This is a genomic window from Escherichia sp. Marseille-Q3837, assembly GCF_916618735.1.
Lineage (GTDB): Bacteria > Pseudomonadota > Gammaproteobacteria > Enterobacterales > Enterobacteriaceae > Escherichia > Escherichia ruysiae.
This window is the reverse complement of record NZ_CAKAKC010000001.1, coordinates 4,140,105-4,158,602: the sequence shown is the minus strand read 5'-3', so window position 1 is coordinate 4,158,602 and position 18,498 is coordinate 4,140,105. Positions and strand designations below refer to the sequence as shown.

General features: G+C 55.1%; 15 protein-coding genes. 11 read left to right on the top strand and 4 right to left on the bottom strand.

All coding sequences use genetic code 11. From position 1 onward, the window contains the following. Position 1: 1 nt before the first annotated feature. The 3 genes from LG381_RS20075 to wzz(fepE) all read left to right on the top strand — a co-directional run bounded on the left by LG381_RS20075 (position 2) and on the right by wzz(fepE) (position 5,446). A complete protein-coding gene (locus LG381_RS20075) occupies positions 2 to 220 on the top strand; it encodes an MbtH family protein (RefSeq protein WP_085460498.1) in 219 nt (72 codons plus the stop codon). After that, the gene (entF, locus tag LG381_RS20070; RefSeq protein ID WP_225762831.1) at positions 217 to 4,098 is read left to right on the top strand and encodes an enterobactin non-ribosomal peptide synthetase EntF; all 3,882 of its coding nucleotides are present in this window, start codon (positions 217 to 219) and stop codon (positions 4,096 to 4,098) included. Before LG381_RS20075 ends, entF begins: the two co-directional genes overlap by 4 nt. A gap of 214 nt (positions 4,099 to 4,312) precedes the next feature. Then, positions 4,313 to 5,446: an LPS O-antigen length regulator Wzz(fepE) gene (gene wzz(fepE), locus LG381_RS20065; protein WP_225762830.1), complete on the top strand. Its 1,134-nt coding sequence runs from the start codon at positions 4,313 to 4,315 to the stop codon at positions 5,444 to 5,446. Here the strand turns inward: wzz(fepE) and fepC are convergent. The 3 genes from fepC to fepD are packed head-to-tail and all read right to left on the bottom strand — an operon-like array spanning position 5,443 to position 8,248. Continuing rightward, a complete protein-coding gene (gene fepC / locus LG381_RS20060; protein WP_000140639.1) occupies positions 5,443 to 6,258 on the bottom strand; it encodes an iron-enterobactin ABC transporter ATP-binding protein in 816 nt (271 codons plus the stop codon). The genes wzz(fepE) and fepC overlap by 4 nt on opposite strands. Continuing rightward, positions 6,255 to 7,247: an iron-enterobactin ABC transporter permease gene (fepG, locus tag LG381_RS20055; RefSeq protein ID WP_000640944.1), complete on the bottom strand. Its 993-nt coding sequence runs from the start codon at positions 7,245 to 7,247 to the stop codon at positions 6,255 to 6,257. The genes fepC and fepG overlap by 4 nt, the downstream gene beginning before the upstream one ends. Continuing rightward, a complete protein-coding gene (gene fepD / locus LG381_RS20050) occupies positions 7,244 to 8,248 on the bottom strand; it encodes a Fe(3+)-siderophore ABC transporter permease (protein ID WP_176251469.1) in 1,005 nt (334 codons plus the stop codon). The genes fepG and fepD overlap by 4 nt, the downstream gene beginning before the upstream one ends. Positions 8,249 to 8,358: 110 nt before the next feature. Between fepD and entS the strand changes: the two genes are divergently transcribed. Continuing rightward, positions 8,359 to 9,609 (top strand): enterobactin transporter EntS, encoded by a 1,251-nt coding sequence (gene entS, locus LG381_RS20045; RefSeq protein WP_001041810.1) that lies wholly within the window; start codon positions 8,359 to 8,361, stop codon positions 9,607 to 9,609. An 80-nt stretch (positions 9,610 to 9,689) separates the two neighbouring features. On the opposite strand, the gene fepB is transcribed toward entS, so the two are convergent. Continuing rightward, on the bottom strand, positions 9,690 to 10,655 hold the full coding sequence (gene fepB, locus LG381_RS20040) for a Fe2+-enterobactin ABC transporter substrate-binding protein (protein ID WP_032224890.1): 966 nt from the start codon (positions 10,653 to 10,655) through the stop codon (positions 9,690 to 9,692). A 374-nt stretch (positions 10,656 to 11,029) separates the two neighbouring features. On the opposite strand from fepB, the gene entC reads away from it, so the two are divergent. From entC to LG381_RS20005, 7 genes are all read left to right on the top strand, one after another. After that, positions 11,030 to 12,205 carry an isochorismate synthase EntC gene (gene entC / locus LG381_RS20035; RefSeq protein WP_085460501.1) on the top strand — a complete coding sequence of 392 codons (1,176 nt, stop codon included), beginning with the start codon at positions 11,030 to 11,032 and terminating at the stop codon, positions 12,203 to 12,205. A 9-nt stretch (positions 12,206 to 12,214) separates the two neighbouring features. Then, on the top strand, positions 12,215 to 13,825 hold the full coding sequence (gene entE / locus LG381_RS20030) for a (2,3-dihydroxybenzoyl)adenylate synthase EntE (RefSeq protein ID WP_225762829.1): 1,611 nt from the start codon (positions 12,215 to 12,217) through the stop codon (positions 13,823 to 13,825). Positions 13,826 to 13,838: 13 nt separating this feature from the next. Continuing rightward, entirely contained in the window at positions 13,839 to 14,696 is an 858-nt protein-coding gene (gene entB, locus LG381_RS20025; RefSeq protein ID WP_085460503.1) for an enterobactin biosynthesis bifunctional isochorismatase/aryl carrier protein EntB, read from the top strand. After that, a complete protein-coding gene (entA, locus tag LG381_RS20020) occupies positions 14,696 to 15,442 on the top strand; it encodes a 2,3-dihydro-2,3-dihydroxybenzoate dehydrogenase EntA (protein WP_225762828.1) in 747 nt (248 codons plus the stop codon). The genes entB and entA overlap by 1 nt, the downstream gene beginning before the upstream one ends. Positions 15,443 to 15,444: 2 nt before the next feature. After that, complete coding sequence (entH, locus tag LG381_RS20015; protein ID WP_000637953.1) at positions 15,445 to 15,858, top strand: proofreading thioesterase EntH; 414 nt, start codon at positions 15,445 to 15,447, stop codon at positions 15,856 to 15,858. 180 nt (positions 15,859 to 16,038) lie between these two features. Continuing rightward, positions 16,039 to 18,144, top strand: coding sequence for a pyruvate/proton symporter CstA (gene cstA, locus LG381_RS20010; protein ID WP_001043146.1), 2,106 nt, complete (start codon positions 16,039 to 16,041; stop codon positions 18,142 to 18,144). Between the two features lie 152 nt (positions 18,145 to 18,296). Further along, the gene (locus LG381_RS20005; RefSeq protein WP_000460431.1) at positions 18,297 to 18,494 is read left to right on the top strand and encodes a YbdD/YjiX family protein; all 198 of its coding nucleotides are present in this window, start codon (positions 18,297 to 18,299) and stop codon (positions 18,492 to 18,494) included. Positions 18,495 to 18,498 lie beyond the last annotated feature (4 nt).

Here is an 18,498-nt window from a genome sequence, read left to right as displayed (position 1 = left end):
TATGGCATTCAGTAATCCCTTCGATGATCCGCAGGGCGTGTTTTACATTTTGCGCAATGCGCAGGGGCAATTCAGTCTGTGGCCGCAACAGTGCGCGTTACCGGCAGACTGGGATGTTGTGTGTCAGCCGCAGTCACAGGCGTCCTGCCAGCAGTGGCTGGAAGCCCACTGGCGTACTCTGACACCGGCGAATTTTACCCAGCAGCAGGAGGCGCAATGAGCCAACATTTACCTTTGGTCGCCGCACAGCCCGGCATCTGGATGGCAGAAAAACTGTCAGATTTACCTTCCAGCTGGAGCGTGGCGCATTACGTTGAGTTAACCGGAGAGGTTGATGCGCCATTACTGGCTCGCGCGGTGGTTGCCGGATTAGCACAAGCGGATACGCTACGGATGCGTTTTACGGAAGATAACGGCGAAGTCTGGCAATGGGTCGATGATGCGTTGACGTTCGAACAGCCAGAAATTATCGACCTGCGTGCCAACATTGATCCACACGGAACTGCGCAGGCATTAATGCAAACCGATTTGCAACAAAATCTGCGTGTCGATAACGGTAACCCACTGGTCTTTCATCAGCTGATACAGGTGGCGGATAACCGCTGGTACTGGTATCAGCGTTATCATCATTTGCTGGTTGATGGTTTCAGTTTTCCGGCAATTACCCGCCAGATCGCCAATATTTACTGTGCATGGCTGCGTGGCGAACCAACGCCTGCTTCGCCGTTTACGCCTTTCGCTGAAGTGGTGGAAGAGTACCAGCAGTATCGGGAAAGCGAGGCCTGGCAGCGTGATGCGGCATTCTGGGCGGAACAGCGTCGTCAACTGCCGCCGCCTGCGTCACTTTCGTCTGCACCTTTAGCGGGGCGCGGCGCCTCGGCAGATATTCTGCGCCTGAAACTGGAATTTACCGATGGGGAATTTCGGCAGTTGGCAGCACAACTGCCGACCGTACAACGTACCGATTTAGCTCTCGCGCTGGCGACCTTATGGCTGGGGCGATTGTGCAACCGCATGGACTACGCTGCCGGATTTATCTTTATGCGTCGAATGGGGTCGGCGGCGCTTACGGCGACCGGTCCCGTGCTCAACGTTTTGCCGTTGGGTATTCACATTGAGGCGCAAGAGACGCTGCCTCAGTTGGCAATCCGCCTGGCGGCTCAACTGAAAAAAATGCGCCGTCATCAACGCTACGATGCCGAACAGATTGTCCGTGACAGCGGGCGAGCGGCAGGTGATGAACCGCTGTTTGGTCCGGTACTCAATATCAAGGTATTTGATTACCAACTGGATATTCCTGGTGTTCAGGCGCAAACCCATACACTGGCAACCGGTCCGGTTAATGACCTTGAACTGGCGCTGTTCCCGGATGAACACGGTGGTTTGAGTATTGAGATTCTCGCCAATAAACAGCGTTACGATGAGCCAACGTTAATTCAGCACGCCGAACGGCTGAAAATGCTGATTGCGCAGTTCGCCGCGAATCCGGCGCTGTTGTGCGGCGATGTCGATATTATGCTGCCAGGTGAGTATGCACAGTTGGCGCAGATCAACGCCACACAGGTAGAAATCCCTGAAACCACGCTGAGCGCGCTGGTGGCAGAACAAGCGGCAAAAGCACCGGATGCACCGGCGCTGGCAGATGCGTATTACCAGTTCAGCTATCGGGAAATGCGCGAGCAGGTGGTGGCGCTGGCGAATCTGCTGCGTGAGCGCGGCGTTAAACCTGGCGACAGCGTGGCGGTGGCGCTACCGCGCTCGGTCTTTTTGACCCTGGCACTACATGCGATTGTTGAAGCAGGTGCGGCCTGGCTACCACTGGATACGGGTTATCCGGACGATCGTCTGAAAATGATGCTGGAAGATGCGCGTCCGTCGCTGTTAATCACCACCGACGATCAACTGCCGCGCTTTAGCGATGTTCCCAATTTAATAAGCCTTTGCTATAACGCCCCGCTTACTCCACAGGGCAGTGCGCCGCTGCAACTTTCACAACCGCACCACACGGCTTATATCATCTTCACCTCCGGTTCCACCGGCAGGCCGAAAGGGGTGATGGTCGGGCAGACGGCTATCGTTAACCGCCTGCTGTGGATGCAAAATCATTATCCGCTTACAGGCGAAGATGTCGTTGCCCAAAAAACGCCGTGCAGTTTTGATGTCTCGGTGTGGGAGTTTTTCTGGCCATTTATTGCGGGGGCGAAACTGGTGATGGCTGAACCAGAGGCGCACCGCGATCCGCTCGCTATGCAGCAATTCTTTGCCGAATATGGCGTAACGACCACGCATTTTGTGCCCTCTATGCTGGCGGCATTTGTTGCTTCGCTGACGCCGGAAACTGCTCGCCAGAGTTGCGCGACGTTGAAACAGGTTTTCTGTAGTGGTGAAGCGTTACCGGCTGATTTATGCCGCGAATGGCAACAGTTAACCGGTGCGCCGTTACATAATCTGTATGGCCCGACGGAAGCTGCGGTGGACGTTAGCTGGTATCCGGCTTTTGGCGAGGAACTGGCACAGGTACGCGGCAGCAGTGTGCCGATTGGCTACCCGGTGTGGAACACGGGGCTGCGTATTCTTGATGCGATGATGCATCCGGTGCCGCTGGGGGTGGCGGGTGATCTCTATCTCACCGGCATTCAACTGGCGCAGGGGTATCTGGGACGACCCGATCTGACAGCCAGCCGCTTTATTGCCGACCCTTTCGCCCCCGGTGAGCGGATGTACCGCACCGGAGATGTTGCTCGTTGGCTGGAAAATGGCGCGGTGGAATACCTCGGGCGCAGTGACGATCAGCTAAAAATTCGTGGTCAGCGTATTGAACTGGGCGAAATTGATCGCGTGATGCAGGCGCTGCCGGATGTCGAGCAGGCCGTTACCCATGCCTGTGTGATTAACCAGGCGGCAGCAACCGGCGGCGACGCTCGCCAGTTGGTAGGATATCTGGTGTCGCAATCAGGCTTACCGCTGGATACCAGCGCATTGCAGGCGCAGTTGCGCGAAACCTTGCCACCGCATATGGTGCCCGTGGTTCTGCTACAACTTCCACAGTTGCCACTTAGCGCCAATGGTAAGTTGGATCGCAAAGCCTTACCGTTGCCTGAACTGAAGACACAAGCGCCGGGGCGTGCGCCGAAAGCGGGCAGTGAAACGATTATCGCCGGGGCGTTCTCGTCATTGCTGGGTTGTGACGTGCAGGATGCCGACGCTGATTTCTTCGCTCTTGGCGGTCATTCGCTACTGGCAATGAAACTGGCGGCGCAGTTAAGTCGGCAGTTTTCCCGCCAGGTGACGCCGGGGCAGGTGATGGTCGCGTCAACCGTCGCCAAACTGGCAACGATTATTGATGGTGAAGAAGACAGCACCCGGCGCATGGGATTCGAAACCATTCTGCCGTTGCGTGAAGGTAATGGCCCGACACTGTTTTGTTTCCATCCGGCGTCCGGTTTTGCATGGCAGTTCAGCGTGCTCTCGCGTTATCTCGATCCACAATGGTCGATTATCGGCATTCAGTCGCCGCGACCTCATGGCCCCATGCAGAAGGCTGCAAACCTGGATGAAGTCTGCGAAGCGCATCTGGCAACGTTACTTGAACAACAACCTCACGGTCCTTATTACCTGCTGGGTTATTCACTTGGCGGTACGCTGGCGCAGGGCATTGCGGCGCGGTTGCGTGCCCGTGGCGAACAGGTGGCATTTCTTGGCTTGCTGGATACCTGGCCGCCAGAAACGCAAAACTGGCGGGAAAAAGAGGCTAATGGTCTGGATCCGGAAGTGCTGGCGGAGATTAACCGCGAGCGCGAGTCCTTCCTGGCGGCACAGCAGGGAAGTACTTCAACGGAGTTGTTTACCACTATTGAAGGCAACTACGCTGATGCTGTGCGCCTGCTGACGACTGCTCATAGTGTACCGTTTGATGGTAAAGCCACGCTGTTTGTTGCCGAACGCACACTTCAGAATGGTATGAGTCCTGAACGCGCCTGGTCGCCATGGATAGCTGAGCTGGATATTTATCGTTTAGATTGTGCGCATGTGGATATTATCTCGCCAGGGGCGTTTGAAAAAATCGGGCCAATTATTTTGGCGACGCTAAATAAATAACTTTATCTTAAATAAAATCCATAATCATTATAAATGATTGTGGGTTTTATTATTTATTATTATGATGAATCCTCAGTTGCTTCTCTGAAAACACGCTTAATGTTGTGTTCGGTGAGGGGAATTTACAAAGTTCAGCTTCGGATAATTCTTGCTAACTGATAAAGTGAGCGCCGTGGAGATTTAATCTTATTGGACTCATTTCAGGTCATATCGCATGTCATCACTGAATATTAAGCAGGGAAGCGATTCTCATTTTCCCGATTATCATCTGGCATCGCCCAGTAATAATGAAATTGATTTACTTAAACTTATCGAAGTTTTGTGGTACGCAAAAACGCGGGTAATCGCGGTGGCCTTAACCTTTGCCTGTATCGGGTTACTGGTGTCTTTCATTCTGCCGCAAAAGTGGACCAGCTCGGCAGTCATCACGCCCGCAGAGGCTATTCAGTGGCAAGATCTGGAGAAAACCTTCACCAAACTGCGGGTGTTGGGACTTGACGTGAATATTGATCGTGGTGATGTATTTAATCTGTTTATCAAAAAGTTTCAGTCTGTTAGTTTGCTGGAAGATTATCTGCGTTCGTCACCGTATGTCATGGATCAATTAAAAGAGGCGAAAATCGATGAACTGGATTTGCATCGCGCTATTGTCGCATTGAGCGAAAAAATGAAAGCGGTTGATGATAACGCCAGTAAGAAAAAAGATGAGTCCGCGTTGTATACTTCCTGGACATTAAGTTTCACCGCACCCACCAGTGAAGAAGCGCAGACAGTATTGGCAGGGTATATCGATTATATCTCTGCTATCGTGGTGAAAGAGTCGATTGAAAATGTGCGTAATAAACTGGAAATCAGAACCCAGTTTGAAAAAGAAAAACTGGCTCAGGATCGTATTAAAACGAAAAACCAGCTTGATGCAAATATTCAGCGCCTCAATTATTCACTGGATATTGCCAATGCGGCAGGAATTAAAAAGCCTGTTTACAGTAATGGTCAGGCCGTTAAAGACGACCCTGATTTTTCTATTTCTCTCGGCGCAGACGGTATTGAACGCAAACTTGAAATTGAAAAAGCGGTCACCGATGTTGCGGAACTGAACGGTGAATTACGTAATCGTCAGTATCTTGTCGAGCAATTAACAAAAGCAAATGTCAACGATGTGAATTTTACGCCGTTTAAATATCAGTTGCGTCCGACTTTGCCGGTGAAAAAAGACGGTCCGGGCAAAGCGATTATTGTGATCCTTTCCGCGTTGATCGGCGGTATGGTTGCTTGTGGCAGTGTGCTCTTGCATCATGCAATGGCATCCAGAAAACAGGATGCCATGATGGAAGATCGGTTAGTTTAAATCACGGCGGTTGACGGTGCCGTTCGTCCGAGCGGCACCACTAACGGTGTTCCTGCTACCGGATCATCAATAATCATGCAGCGCAAACCGTAAATACGCTCGATCAGTTCAGCAGTGACAATCTCTTTCGGCGCTCCCTGAGCGACAATTTTTCCTTCTCGCAGCGCAATCAAATGGCTGGCGTAGCGACAGGCCTGATTAAGATCGTGCAGCACCGCCGCCAGCGTATAGCCTTTCTCGCGGTTCAGTTCGCTCAATAATTCCAGTAGATCAATCTGATGACTGATATCCAGCCAGGTGGTCGGCTCGTCGAGCAGCATAATTGCCGTTTCCTGTGCCAGCACCATGGCAATCCACGCTCGCTGCCGTTGCCCACCGGAAAGGGTGTCCACGCTTTGATTCGCCAGATGAGTAATGCCCGTGGCCTGCATCGCTTTCATTACCGCTTCTTCATCTTCTTTGCGCCAGCGGGTAAACAGCGGTTGATGCGGGTAACGCCCACGCGCCACCAGCTCCTGCACGGTGATATCGCCCGGCGTGGTGGCATTTTGCGCCAGCAAGCCAATCCGGCGTGCGACCTCTTTACTGGCGTAATGTTGAATGTGCTCGCCATCCAGCCAGACATGCCCGTGAGCAGGCGTCATCAGGCGGCTTAAGGTACGCAGTAACGTGGATTTACCGCAGCCATTTGGCCCGATAATTGCCGTGAAGTGACCGTCAGGAATTTCTACAGTAAGATTTTCCGCGACGGTATATTTGCCATATCCCAGGGTTAACTGTTCGCCGCGCAAACGGGCTACTGATTCGGTCATTTTTTGCGAGACTCCTGAATTAACAAGACGATAAGGTAAATACCGCCGAGACTGACGGTAACGACGCCAACCGGAAGTTGATACGGCATAAACAGTTGCTGAGCGCAGAGATCGGCCGCCAGCAGTAACAACGCCCCGCACAGCGCCGCCTGAGTTAGCCCCCAGCGAGCAGTGCCGCTAATGCGTCGGGCAATGTGCGGTGCAACCAGCGCGATAAAGGAAATTGGCCCCGCCAGGGCAGTGGCAGCTGCGGTAAGTATTACGGCGACCAGCATCATTAACAGACGCGAGCGTTCGACGCTTACGCCCAGTGCGCAGGCGGTGTCATCGCCCATCTCCAGCAAGCGCATCCGCCTTACCAGCAAGGCGGCGGCAATGAGCATCAATATAATAATGGGTGCGGAGGGCGAGGTTTTTGCCCACGTCAGGCCATTGAGCGATCCGGCATTCCACAACCCCGCTGTTAGCGCCGTTTCTAAAGACGCTTTCAGCAGCAGCCAGGTATTAAAGGCCACCAGCATGGCGCGAACGCCGATGCCGATAATAATCAATCGAAAGGTGTCGATGCCGTTACGCCAGGCAAGCAGCCAGACCAGTAGAGAAGTGGCAATGCCGCCCGCCATTGCTGCCAGCGCGATAGCTGTCAGATCCTGACCAAACAGTACCATCGCCACCAGTACGCCGCTCCACGCCCCGGTGTTAAAGCCCATCACATCCGGACTGCCGAGCGGGTTACGCATCAGCGACTGAAAAATCGCGCCGCTGACGCCCAGCGCCGCACCAATCAATAGCGCCATCAGCACGCGCGGTAAACGCCATTCGGTGACCACCATCGTCATACTGCGTGGGGCGTCACCCATCAGCGCGGCGAATACCTGCGACGTTTCCAGCATGACGGCACCGCTACGTAATCCCCAGATACCTGCAACTACACAGGCGGAAACCAGCAGCAAACAGGTGATGATTAATCGGCGAGAGACGTAAATCATGCGCCACCTCGCGTTTTACGTCGGACAAGAAAGATCAACACCGGTGCGCCAATAAAGGCGCTGACTACAGAAACGCGCAGCTCGCCGGGCACAATCACACGCCCGATGATATCGGCAAACAGCAGCAGGGCAGGGGTAGCAAGTAGCGTGACGGGGAGTGACCAGCGATGATCGGCACCCACCAGCCAGCGCGCCATGTGCGGCATCATCAGGCCAATAAAGGCAATCGGGCCAACTACCGCCGTCGCACTTCCGCAAAGCACGGTAATCGCCAGCAGACCAATTAACTGTGTTCGCGCCACGCGGCTGCCCAGCGCCGTCGCCGTGTCGCTACCGAGGCTCAAACTGTTCAGCGCGCGGCTCAGTAATAGCGCGGTTGCTCCGGCGAGTAGCACCGGGATCAGCACCACTTTTAAGGTGTGTAAATTACGAATATCCAGCGAACCGGCTTGCCAGAAACGCAGTTGATCGTAGACGTCAGGATTAAGCAGGGCGATGCCGCTGGTCAGCCCTTCCAGCACCGCCGCCAGCGCCACGCCCGCCAGGGTTAAACGCACCGGACTTAACTGCCCGCCGCCCTGGCTGCCGGTAAAGGCAACAATCAACGAGGCCACCAGCGCCCCGGCGAAAGCCATCGCCAGTTGTTCCTGCGCGGAAGAGTAACCAAACAGCGCCGCGCCGAGCACAATGGCAAAGCTGGCTCCGGCGTTTACGCCAAGCAAACCGGGATCGGCAAGCGGGTTTCGGGTGAGGGTTTGCATTAACGCCCCGGCAAGACCAAGCGCGCCGCCAGCCAGCAATCCGGCAAGGGTGCGCGGCAGTCGGGCGTCGAGCACGATGGTGCAGTCGGCGCTCTGGCAGGTGCCGGAGAGGGCCTCCAGCACTACGGAAGCGGGGAGTGATTTTGCTCCAATGAGCAGGCTTAATGCCGTCGCGATAATCAGTAATAACAGCAATCCGGGCACGGCAATGGCGCGTGTCACGGCAACAGAACCAGACATACGAACTTCCATGATAATGAAATTAATTATCGTTATCGATCTTATTTGGATATGTTAGCATGTGCAGCCTAAGAATAGGTATTTAAAATATTTGATGGCAAGGCATTGTAATGAATAAACAATCCTGGCTGCTTAACCTCAGCCTGTTGAAAACGCACCCGGCGTTTCGCGCAGTATTCCTCGCTCGTTTTATCTCAATTGTGTCTCTGGGTTTGCTCGGCGTCGCGGTGCCGGTGCAGATCCAGATGATGACGCATTCTACCTGGCAGGTGGGGCTTTCGGTGACGCTCACCGGCAGCGCGATGTTTGTTGGCCTGATGGTTGGCGGCGTGCTGGCGGATCGCTATGAGCGCAAAAAAGTGATTTTGCTGGCGCGCGGCACCTGTGGCATTGGCTTCATTGGACTGTGCCTGAACGCGCTGCTGCCGGAGCCGTCATTGCTGGCAATCTATTTACTTGGTTTATGGGATGGTTTTTTCGCATCGCTTGGCGTTACGGCGCTACTGGCGGCGACACCTGCACTGGTAGGGCGTGAAAACTTAATGCAGGCCGGGGCGATCACCATGTTGACCGTGCGCCTGGGTTCGGTGATTTCGCCCATGATTGGCGGTTTATTGCTGGCGACCGGTGGCGTGGCCTGGAACTACGGGCTGGCGGCGGCGGGAACGTTTATTACCCTGCTGCCGTTGTTAAGCCTTCCGGCGCTGCCACCGCCACCGCAGCCGCGTGAGCATCCGCTGAAATCGCTTCTGGCAGCGATTCGTTTTCTGCTCGCCAGCCCGCTGGTGGGGGGAATTGCGCTGCTGGGGGGGTTATTGACGATGGCGAGTGCGGTGCGGGTACTGTATCCGGCGCTGGCTGACAACTGGCAGATGTCAGCGGCACAGATTGGTTTTCTTTATGCGGCGATCCCGCTCGGTGCGGCTATTGGCGCGTTAACCAGCGGGAAGCTGGCACATAGTGCGCGACCAGGTTTATTGATGTTGCTCTCCACGTTGGGATCGTTCCTCGCCATTGGTCTGTTTGGCCTGATGCCGATGTGGATTTTAGGCGTGGTTTGTCTGGCGCTGTTCGGCTGGCTGAGTGCGGTTAGTTCGTTGCTGCAATATACAATGCTGCAAACGCAGACCCCGGAAGCAATGTTAGGGCGGATTAACGGTTTGTGGACGGCGCAGAACGTGACGGGCGATGCCATAGGCGCGGCGCTGCTGGGCGGTTTGGGAGCGATGATGACGCCGGTTGCTTCCGCAAGCGCGAGCGGTTTTGGTTTGTTGATTATCGGCGTGTTGTTATTGCTGGTGCTGGTGGAGTTGCGACGTTTTCGCCAGACGCCGCCGCAGGTGACAGCGTCCGACAGTTAGCTAAAGGTGCATTTTCCCCTCACCCTAACCCTCTCCCCAAAGGGGCGAGGGGACTGTTAGTGCTCTAATTGTATGTTTTATCAATCTTTTTTAAACAGTGAATTAAGTCTGTCCAGCACTTGCATGGCGCTGTAGTAATCCAGGCGGAACGTCTCGGTTCCCAGCGCATAAACCTGCTTGTTTTGTACTGCGGGCAGGTGTGCGAGCAGCGGATTAGCATAAATAGCATCGGCATCTTTCTGATCACCGGCGAACAGGAATAGTGACTCGCCATTTAACCCTGCAGCCAGATTTTCCCCACCAAGCTGAATGATGTCATGGCGTTTGCCCTGGCTTTGGCTGGCGTTTAAGCCTGCGGGCAACTTCGCCAGCGTAAAGCCGAGTTGTTCCAGCATCTGCCCTTGTGCTGATTCCGGCGTCCAGAGATTGGCACTGTGTGCAGCGGCAGTATAGACAATGGCAGTGATCGGCTGCGGCGGTAATTTGATTTGCTCTTTCGCCGCCGCCAGTTGCTTATCAAACTGTGCAATCCGCTCTGCCGCTTGTTTCTCATGCCCGGTAATTTCGCCAAGCTGCGTTAACAGCGACTGCCAGCTTTTGTCGTCGTAATTGATGATTAATGTCGGGGCGATGGTGGAAAGCTGATCGTACAGCGCCAGCGCCGAATCACCGCCGGTTGCGCTAATTAAAATCAGATCCGGCATTTGCGCGGCAACGGCTTCGGCGCTCGGTTCGCCGATATAGAGCCGTTGCAGTTTGCGTTCTTTCGCCACCTTGCTCCACTGGCGTAAAAAGCCCTGGTCATCCGCTACGCGGTTATTCGGCGTGGTCGCGCCGCTGGCAATCACTGGAGCATCGATCGCCAGCAGTGAGCCGGTCAGGGTGACGCTGGTGGAAACAATACGCTGCGGCTGGCTTTCCAGGGTATGAGTGCCACGGCTGTCAGTAATCTGACGCGGCCAGTCGGCGGCCTGAACGGCGGCTATTCCTGAAAGCAAAATTCCTGTTAATAGAAGGGCGTTGCGGTAGAGCGGGGCGAGTCTCACAAATCAGCTTCCTGTTATTAATAAGGTTAAGGGCGTAATGACAAATTCGACAAAGCGCACAATCCGTCCCCTCGCCCCTTTGGGGCGAGGGTTAGGGTGAGGGGAACAGCCAGCACTGGTGCGAACACTGACCCTCACCCCAGCCCTCTCCCTGGAAGGGAGAGGGGGCAGAACGGCGCAGGACATCACATTGCGCTTATGCGAATACATCAATAATGCTTCTCATTTTCATTGTAACCACAACCAGATGCAACCCTGAGTTGCAGATTGCGTTGCCTCAAGAGTTGACATAGTGCGCGTTTGCTTTTAGGTTAGCGACCGAAAATATAAATGATAATCATTATTAAAGCCTTTATCATTTTATGGAGGATGATATGGATACGTCACTGGCTGAGGAAGTACAGCAGACCATGGCAACACTTGCGCCCAATCGCTTTTTCTTTATGTCGCCGTACCGCAGTTTTACGACGTCAGGATGTTTCGCCCGCTTCGATGAACCTGCTGTGAACGGGGATTCGCCCGACAGTCCCTTCCAGCAAAAACTCGCCGCGCTGTTTGCTGATGCCAAAGCGCAGGGCATCAAAAATCCGGTGATGGTCGGGGCGATTCCCTTCGATCCACGTCAGCCTTCGTCGCTGTATATTCCCGAATCCTGGCAGCCATTCTCCCGTAAAGAAAAACAAGCTTCCGCGCGCCGTTTCACCCGCAGCCAGGCGCTGAACGTGGTAGAACGTCAGGCAATTCCGGAGCAAGCTACTTTTGAACAGATGGTCGCCCGCGCCGCTGCACTCACTGCCACGCCGCAGGTCGACAAAGTGGTGTTATCACGGTTGATTGATATCACCACCGACGCCGCCATTGACAGCGGTGTACTGCTGGAACGGTTGATCGCGCAAAATCCGGTTAGTTACAACTTCCATGTCCCGCTGTCCGATGGTGGAGTTCTGCTCGGTGCCAGCCCGGAACTGCTGCTGCGCAAAGACGGCGAGCGTTTTAGCTCCATTCCGTTAGCCGGTTCCGCGCGTCGTCAGCCGGATGAAGTGCTCGATCGCGAAGCGGGTAATCGTCTGCTGGCGTCAGAAAAAGATCGCCATGAACATGAACTGGTGACTCAGGCGATGAAAGAGGTACTGCGCGAACGCAGTAGTGAGTTACACGTTCCTTCCTCTCCACAACTGATCACCACGCCGACGCTGTGGCATCTCGCAACACCCTTTGAAGGTAAAGCTAATTCGCAAGAAAACGCACTGACACTGGCCTGCCTGCTGCATCCGACCCCCGCGCTGAGCGGTTTCCCGCATCAGGCCGCGACCCAGGTTATTGCTGAACTGGAGCCGTTCGACCGCGAACTGTTTGGAGGCATCGTTGGCTGGTGCGACAGCGAAGGTAACGGCGAATGGGTGGTGACCATCCGCTGCGCGAAGCTGCGGGAAAATCAGGTGCGTCTGTTTGCCGGGGCGGGGATTGTGCCTGCGTCGTCACCGTTGGGTGAGTGGCGCGAAACAGGCGTCAAACTTTCTACCATGTTGAACGTTTTTGGATTGCATTAAGGAGCGAGGATGAGCATTCCATTCACCCGCTGGCCGGAAGAGTTTGCCCGTCGCTATCGGGAAAAAGGCTACTGGCAGGATTTGCCGCTAACCGACATTCTGAAACGCCACGCCGCGAGTGACAGCATCGCGGTTATCGACGGCGAGCGGCAGTTGAGTTATCGGGAACTGAATCAGGCGGCGGATAATCTCGCCTGTAGCTTGCGCCGTCAGGGCATTAAACCCGGCGAAACCGCGCTGGTACAGTTGGGCAATGTCGCTGAACTGTACATTACCTTTTTTGCCCTGCTGAAACTGGGCGTTGCGCCGGTGCTGGCGCTGTTCAGCCATCAGCGTAGTGAACTGAACGCCTATGCCAGCCAGATTGAACCCGCATTGCTGATTGCCGATCGCCAACATGCGCTGTTTAGCGGGGATGATTTCCTCAATACTTTCGTCACAGAACATTCCTCTATTCGTGTGGTGCAACTGCTGAACGATAGCGGCGAGCACAATTTGCAGGATGCGTTTAACCATCAGGCAGAGGATTTTACTGCCACGCCGTCACCCGCTGATGAAGTGGCCTATTTCCAGCTTTCTGGCGGCACCACCGGCACGCCGAAACTGATCCCGCGTACCCATAACGACTATTACTACAGCGTGCGTCGTAGCGTCGAGATTTGTCAGTTCACGCAACAGACGCGCTACCTGTGCGCGATTCCGGCGGCGCACAACTACGCCATGAGTTCACCGGGATCGCTGGGCGTATTTCTTGCGGGCGGCACTGTCGTTCTGGCGGCCGATCCCAGCGCCACGCTCTGCTTCCCATTGATTGCAAAACATCAGGTCAACGTTACTGCGCTGGTGCCGCCGGCGGTAAGCCTGTGGTTGCAGGCACTGGCTGAAGGCGAAAGCCGAGCTCAGCTTGCCTCGCTGAAACTGTTACAGGTCGGTGGTGCACGTCTTTCTGCCACGCTGGCGGCGCGTATTCCCGCAGAGATTGGCTGCCAGTTACAGCAGGTGTTTGGCATGGCGGAAGGGCTGGTGAACTACACCCGTCTTGATGATAGTGCGGAGAAAATTATCCATACCCAGGGCTACCCAATGTGCCCGGACGATGAAGTATGGGTCGCGGATGCTGACGGAAATCCACTGCCGCAAGGGGAAGTCGGACGCCTGATGACGCGCGGGCCGTACACCTTCCGTGGCTATTACAAAAGCCCGCAGCACAATGCCAGCGCCTTTGATGCCAACGGTTTTTACTGTTCCGGCGATCTGATCTCCATTGATCCAGAGGGTTACATCACCGTGCAGGGGCGCGAGAAAGATCAGATCAACCGTGGCGGCGAGAAGATTGCTGCCGAAGAGATCGAAAACCTGCTGCTGCGCCATCCGGCGGTGATCTACGCCGCACTGGTGAGCATGGAAGACGAACTGATGGGCGAAAAAAGCTGCGCTTATCTGGTGGTAAAAGAGCCGCTGCGCGCGGTGCAGGTGCGTCGTTTCTTGCGTGAACAGGGTATTGCCGAATTTAAATTACCGGATCGCGTGGAGTGTGTGGATTCACTTCCGCTGACGGCGGTCGGGAAAGTCGATAAAAAACAATTACGTCAGTGGCTGGCGTCACGCGCATCAGCCTGAAGGAGAGAACACGATGGCTATTCCAAAATTACAGGCTTACGCACTGCCGGAGTCTCACGATATTCCGCAGAATAAAGTCGACTGGGCCTTTGAACCGCAACGTGCCGCGTTGTTAATCCATGATATGCAGGACTATTTTGTCAGCTTCTGGGGTGAGAACTGCCCGATGATGGAGCAGGTGATCGCCAATATTGCTGCGCTGCGCGACTACTGCAAAAAGCACAATATCCCGGTTTATTACACCGCCCAGCCGAAAGAGCAGAGCGATGAAGATCGGGCGCTGCTGAATGATATGTGGGGGCCGGGTCTGACCCGTTCGCCGGAACAGCAAAAGGTGGTGGATCGCCTGACGCCAGATGCCGACGACACGGTGCTGGTGAAGTGGCGCTACAGCGCGTTTCATCGTTCCCCGCTGGAGCAAATGCTGAAAGAAAGCGGACGTAACCAACTGATTATCACCGGGGTGTACGCGCACATTGGCTGTATGACCACCGCGACCGACGCATTTATGCGCGATATTAAACCGTTTATGGTGGCGGATGCGCTGGCTGATTTCAGCCGTGACGAGCATTTGATGTCGCTGAAATATGTGGCCGGACGTTCTGGTCGGGTGGTGATGACTGAAGAGTTACTGCCAGCACCAATCCCTTCCAGTAAAGCGGCGCTGCGTGAGGTGATCCTGCCGCTGCTGGATGAGTCCGATGAACCGTTCGATGACGACAACCTGATCGACTACGGTCTGGATTCGGTGCGCATGATGGCGCTGGCGGCGCGCTGGCGCAAAGTACATGGCGATATCGACTTTGTCATGCTGGCGAAAAACCCAACCATTGATGCCTGGTGGAAACTGCTCTCCCGCGAGGTGAAATAATGGATTTCAGCGGCAAAAATGTCTGGGTAACCGGTGCGGGGAAAGGTATCGGTTACGCCACGGCGCTGGCATTTGTTGAAGCGGGTGCGAAGGTCACGGGCTTTGATCGGGTGTTCGCGCAGGAGCAATATCCCTTTGCGACCGAAGTGATGGATGTTGCCGATGCCGGGCAGGTTGCGCATGTGTGTCAGCGGCTGTTAGCGGAAACGGAACGACTGGACGTGCTGGTCAATGCAGCGGGAATTTTACGCATGGGCGCGACCGATCAGCTCAGCAAAGAAGACTGGCAGCAGACCTTTGCGGTCAACGTTGGCGGTGCGTTTAACCTGTTTCAGCAAACCATGAACCAGTTTCGCCGTCAGCGGGGCGGGGCGATTGTTACGGTAGCGTCCGACGCTGCACACACGCCGCGTATTGGTATGAGTGCTTATGGTGCGTCGAAAGCGGCGCTGAAAAGCCTGGCCTTGAGCGTCGGGCTGGAACTGGCGGGTAGTGGCGTGCGCTGTAATGTGGTTTCCCCTGGTTCCACCGATACCGATATGCAACGCACGCTGTGGGTGAGCGATGACGCCGAAGAACAGCGTATTCGTGGCTTTGGCGAGCAGTTTAAGCTCGGCATTCCGCTGGGGAAAATCGCCCGTCCACAAGAGATCGCCAACACGATTTTGTTCCTCGCCTCTGACCTCGCCAGCCATATCACGCTACAGGATATCGTGGTGGATGGCGGCTCAACGCTGGGAGCATAAGCATGATCTGGAAACGCCATTTAACGCTCGACGAACTCAACGCCACCAGCGACAACACAATGGTGGCGCATCTGGGAATTGTGTATACCCGTCTGGGCGATGATGTGCTGGAAGCCGAAATGCCGGTTGATACCCGTACTCATCAGCCGTTTGGCCTGCTGCATGGCGGCGCATCGGCGGCGCTGGCGGAAACGCTGGGATCGATGGCCGGATTTATGATGACCCGCGACGGGCAGTGTGTGGTAGGCACGGAACTTAATGCCACACATCATCGTCCGGTGTCTGAGGGAAAGGTGCGCGGCGTCTGCCAGCCGCTGCATCTTGGGCGGCAAAATCAGAGTTGGGAAATCGTCGTTTTCGATGAACAGGGGCGGCGTTGCTGCACTTGTCGGCTGGGCACGGCGGTTTTGGGATGAACCCGACAGAATTAAATGAGATTGCAGGAAAACTCGGTTAACGGAGTGATCGAGTTAACATTGTTAAGTTAAATATTGGTTTCAACTCCGATTTGCATGGTTACTGTGTTGTTAAATTATCCAGAAATGTTATAGAAACAAAATGTAACATCTCTATGGACACGCACACGGATAACAACTATGAACAAATCAGGGAAATACCTCGTCTGGACAGTGCTCTCTGTAATGGGAGCATTTGCTCTGGGATACATTGCTTTAAATCGTGGGGAACAGATCAACGCGCTGTGGATTGTGGTGGCGTCGGTCTGTATCTATCTGATCGCTTATCGTTTTTATGGTCTGTATATCGCCAAAAATGTGCTGGCGGTTGACCCGACGCGTATGACGCCAGCGGTGCGCCATAACGACGGGCTGGATTATGTGCCGACGGACAAGAAAGTGCTGTTCGGTCACCATTTTGCGGCCATTGCCGGAGCTGGTCCGTTGGTGGGGCCGGTGCTGGCAGCGCAAATGGGCTACCTGCCGGGGATGATCTGGCTGCTTGCCGGGGTGGTTCTCGCCGGTGCGGTACAGGATTTCATGGTGCTGTTTGTTTCTACGCGCCGTGACGGTCGCTCGCTGGGTGAGCTGGTCAAAGAAGAGATGGGGCCAACCGCCGGGGTGATTGCGCTGGTTGCCTGCTTTATGATCATGGTCATCATCCTTGCAGTGCTGGCGATGATCGTGGTGAAAGCCCTCACCCATAGCCCGTGGGGAACGTATACCGTTGCGTTCACCATTCCGCTGGCGCTGTTTATGGGGATCTATCTGCGCTATCTGCGTCCAGGTCGTATTGGCGAAGTGTCGGTCATTGGCCTGGTGTTCCTGATTTTCGCCATTATCTCTGGCGGCTGGGTGGCAGAAAGCCCAACCTGGGCACCGTACTTTGATTTTACCGGCGTGCAGTTGACCTGGATGCTGGTGGGTTACGGTTTTGTGGCGGCGGTGCTGCCCGTATGGCTGCTGCTGGCTCCGCGTGACTACCTCTCTACCTTCCTGAAAATCGGGACTATCGTCGGTCTGGCGGTAGGCATTTTGATCATGCGCCCGACGCTGACCATGCCTGCGCTGACCAAATTTGTCGATGGCACTGGCCCGGTATGGACCGGTAACCTGTTCCCGTTCCTGTTTATCACCATCGCTTGTGGCGCGGTGTCTGGCTTCCATGCGCTGATCTCTTCCGGCACCACGCCGAAGATGCTGGCGAACGAAGGTCAGGCGTGCTTTATCGGCTATGGCGGAATGCTGATGGAATCCTTCGTGGCGATTATGGCGTTGGTTTCTGCCTGTATCATCGATCCGGGCGTGTACTTCGCTATGAACAGCCCGATGGCGGTGCTGGCTCCGGCAGGGACGGCGGATGTGGTCGCTTCTGCGGCGCAGGTGGTGAGTAGCTGGGGCTTTGCGATAACTCCGGATACGTTAAACCAGATTGCCAGCGAAGTGGGTGAACAGTCGATCATTTCCCGTGCGGGCGGTGCGCCGACGCTGGCAGTGGGGATGGCCTACATTCTGCACGGTGCGCTGGGCGGCATGATGGATGTGGCCTTCTGGTATCACTTCGCCATTCTGTTTGAAGCACTGTTTATTTTGACGGCGGTAGATGCGGGTACGCGTGCTGCGCGCTTTATGTTGCAGGATTTGCTGGGCGTGGTGTCTCCGGGTCTGAAACGGACAGATTCTCTGCCTGCTAACCTGCTGGCAACGGCGCTGTGTGTGCTGGCGTGGGGCTACTTCCTGCATCAGGGCGTGGTCGATCCGCTGGGCGGTATTAACACCCTGTGGCCGCTGTTTGGTATTGCCAACCAGATGCTGGCAGGGATGGCGCTGATGCTCTGTGCCGTAGTGCTGTTCAAGATGAAACGTCAACGTTACGCCTGGGTGGCGCTGGTGCCAACAGCCTGGCTGCTGATTTGTACCCTGACCGCAGGCTGGCAGAAAGCGTTCAGCCCGGATGCGAAAGTGGGCTTCCTGGCCATTGCCAATAAGTTCCAGGCAATGATCGACAGCGGCAACATTCCGTCGCAGTATACCGAGTCACAACTGGCGCAACTGGTGTTCAACAACCGTCTGGATGCCGGGTTGACCATCTTCTTTATGGTGGTTGTGGTGGTTCTGGCGCTGTTCTCGATTAAAACGGCGCTGGCGGCATTGAAAGAGCCGAAGCCAACGGCGAAAGAAACGCCGTATGAGCCAATGCCGGAAAATGTCGAGGAGATCGTAGCGCAGGCGAAAGGCGCGCACTAAAGTCAGAGTAAGGGGGGATGTTGGCGAATGTTGGCATAGTGCCGAGGGTTCCCCCTCACCCTAACCCTCTCCCCGGTGGGGCGAGGGGACTGACCGAGTGCGTTGATAGCTATTAATGCACTCTCTCAGCAATCTGATTACCGGAGGTATTGATGTTTGATTCACTGGCAAAAGCCGGAAAATATTTAGGTCAGGCGGCGAAGCTGATGATAGGTATGCCTGATTACGACAACTATGTCGAACATATGCGGGTTAACCATCCCGATCAAACGCCGATGACCTACGAAGAGTTTTTCCGTGAGCGGCAGGACGCGCGCTACGGTGGAAAAGGCGGCGCGCGCTGCTGCTAAATTT

What these genes read in the sequence shown, in the direction of transcription:
- LG381_RS20005 (WP_000460431.1), top strand. Translation starts at nt 18,297, where the DNA reads ATGTTTGATTCACTGGCAAAAGCCGGAAAATATTTAGGTCAGGCGGCG.
- LG381_RS20075 (WP_085460498.1), top strand. Translation starts at nt 2, where the DNA reads ATGGCATTCAGTAATCCCTTCGATGATCCGCAGGGCGTGTTTTACATT.
- entS (WP_001041810.1), top strand. Translation starts at nt 8,359, where the DNA reads ATGAATAAACAATCCTGGCTGCTTAACCTCAGCCTGTTGAAAACGCAC.
- entC (WP_085460501.1), top strand. Translation starts at nt 11,030, where the DNA reads ATGGATACGTCACTGGCTGAGGAAGTACAGCAGACCATGGCAACACTT.
- fepD (WP_176251469.1), bottom strand. Translation starts at nt 8,248, where the DNA reads ATGTCTGGTTCTGTTGCCGTGACACGCGCCATTGCCGTGCCCGGATTG.
- entH (WP_000637953.1), top strand. Translation starts at nt 15,445, where the DNA reads ATGATCTGGAAACGCCATTTAACGCTCGACGAACTCAACGCCACCAGC.
- entA (WP_225762828.1), top strand. Translation starts at nt 14,696, where the DNA reads ATGGATTTCAGCGGCAAAAATGTCTGGGTAACCGGTGCGGGGAAAGGT.
- fepG (WP_000640944.1), bottom strand. Translation starts at nt 7,247, where the DNA reads ATGATTTACGTCTCTCGCCGATTAATCATCACCTGTTTGCTGCTGGTT.
- entE (WP_225762829.1), top strand. Translation starts at nt 12,215, where the DNA reads ATGAGCATTCCATTCACCCGCTGGCCGGAAGAGTTTGCCCGTCGCTAT.
- cstA (WP_001043146.1), top strand. Translation starts at nt 16,039, where the DNA reads ATGAACAAATCAGGGAAATACCTCGTCTGGACAGTGCTCTCTGTAATG.
- fepC (WP_000140639.1), bottom strand. Translation starts at nt 6,258, where the DNA reads ATGACCGAATCAGTAGCCCGTTTGCGCGGCGAACAGTTAACCCTGGGA.
- entB (WP_085460503.1), top strand. Translation starts at nt 13,839, where the DNA reads ATGGCTATTCCAAAATTACAGGCTTACGCACTGCCGGAGTCTCACGAT.
- entF (WP_225762831.1), top strand. Translation starts at nt 217, where the DNA reads ATGAGCCAACATTTACCTTTGGTCGCCGCACAGCCCGGCATCTGGATG.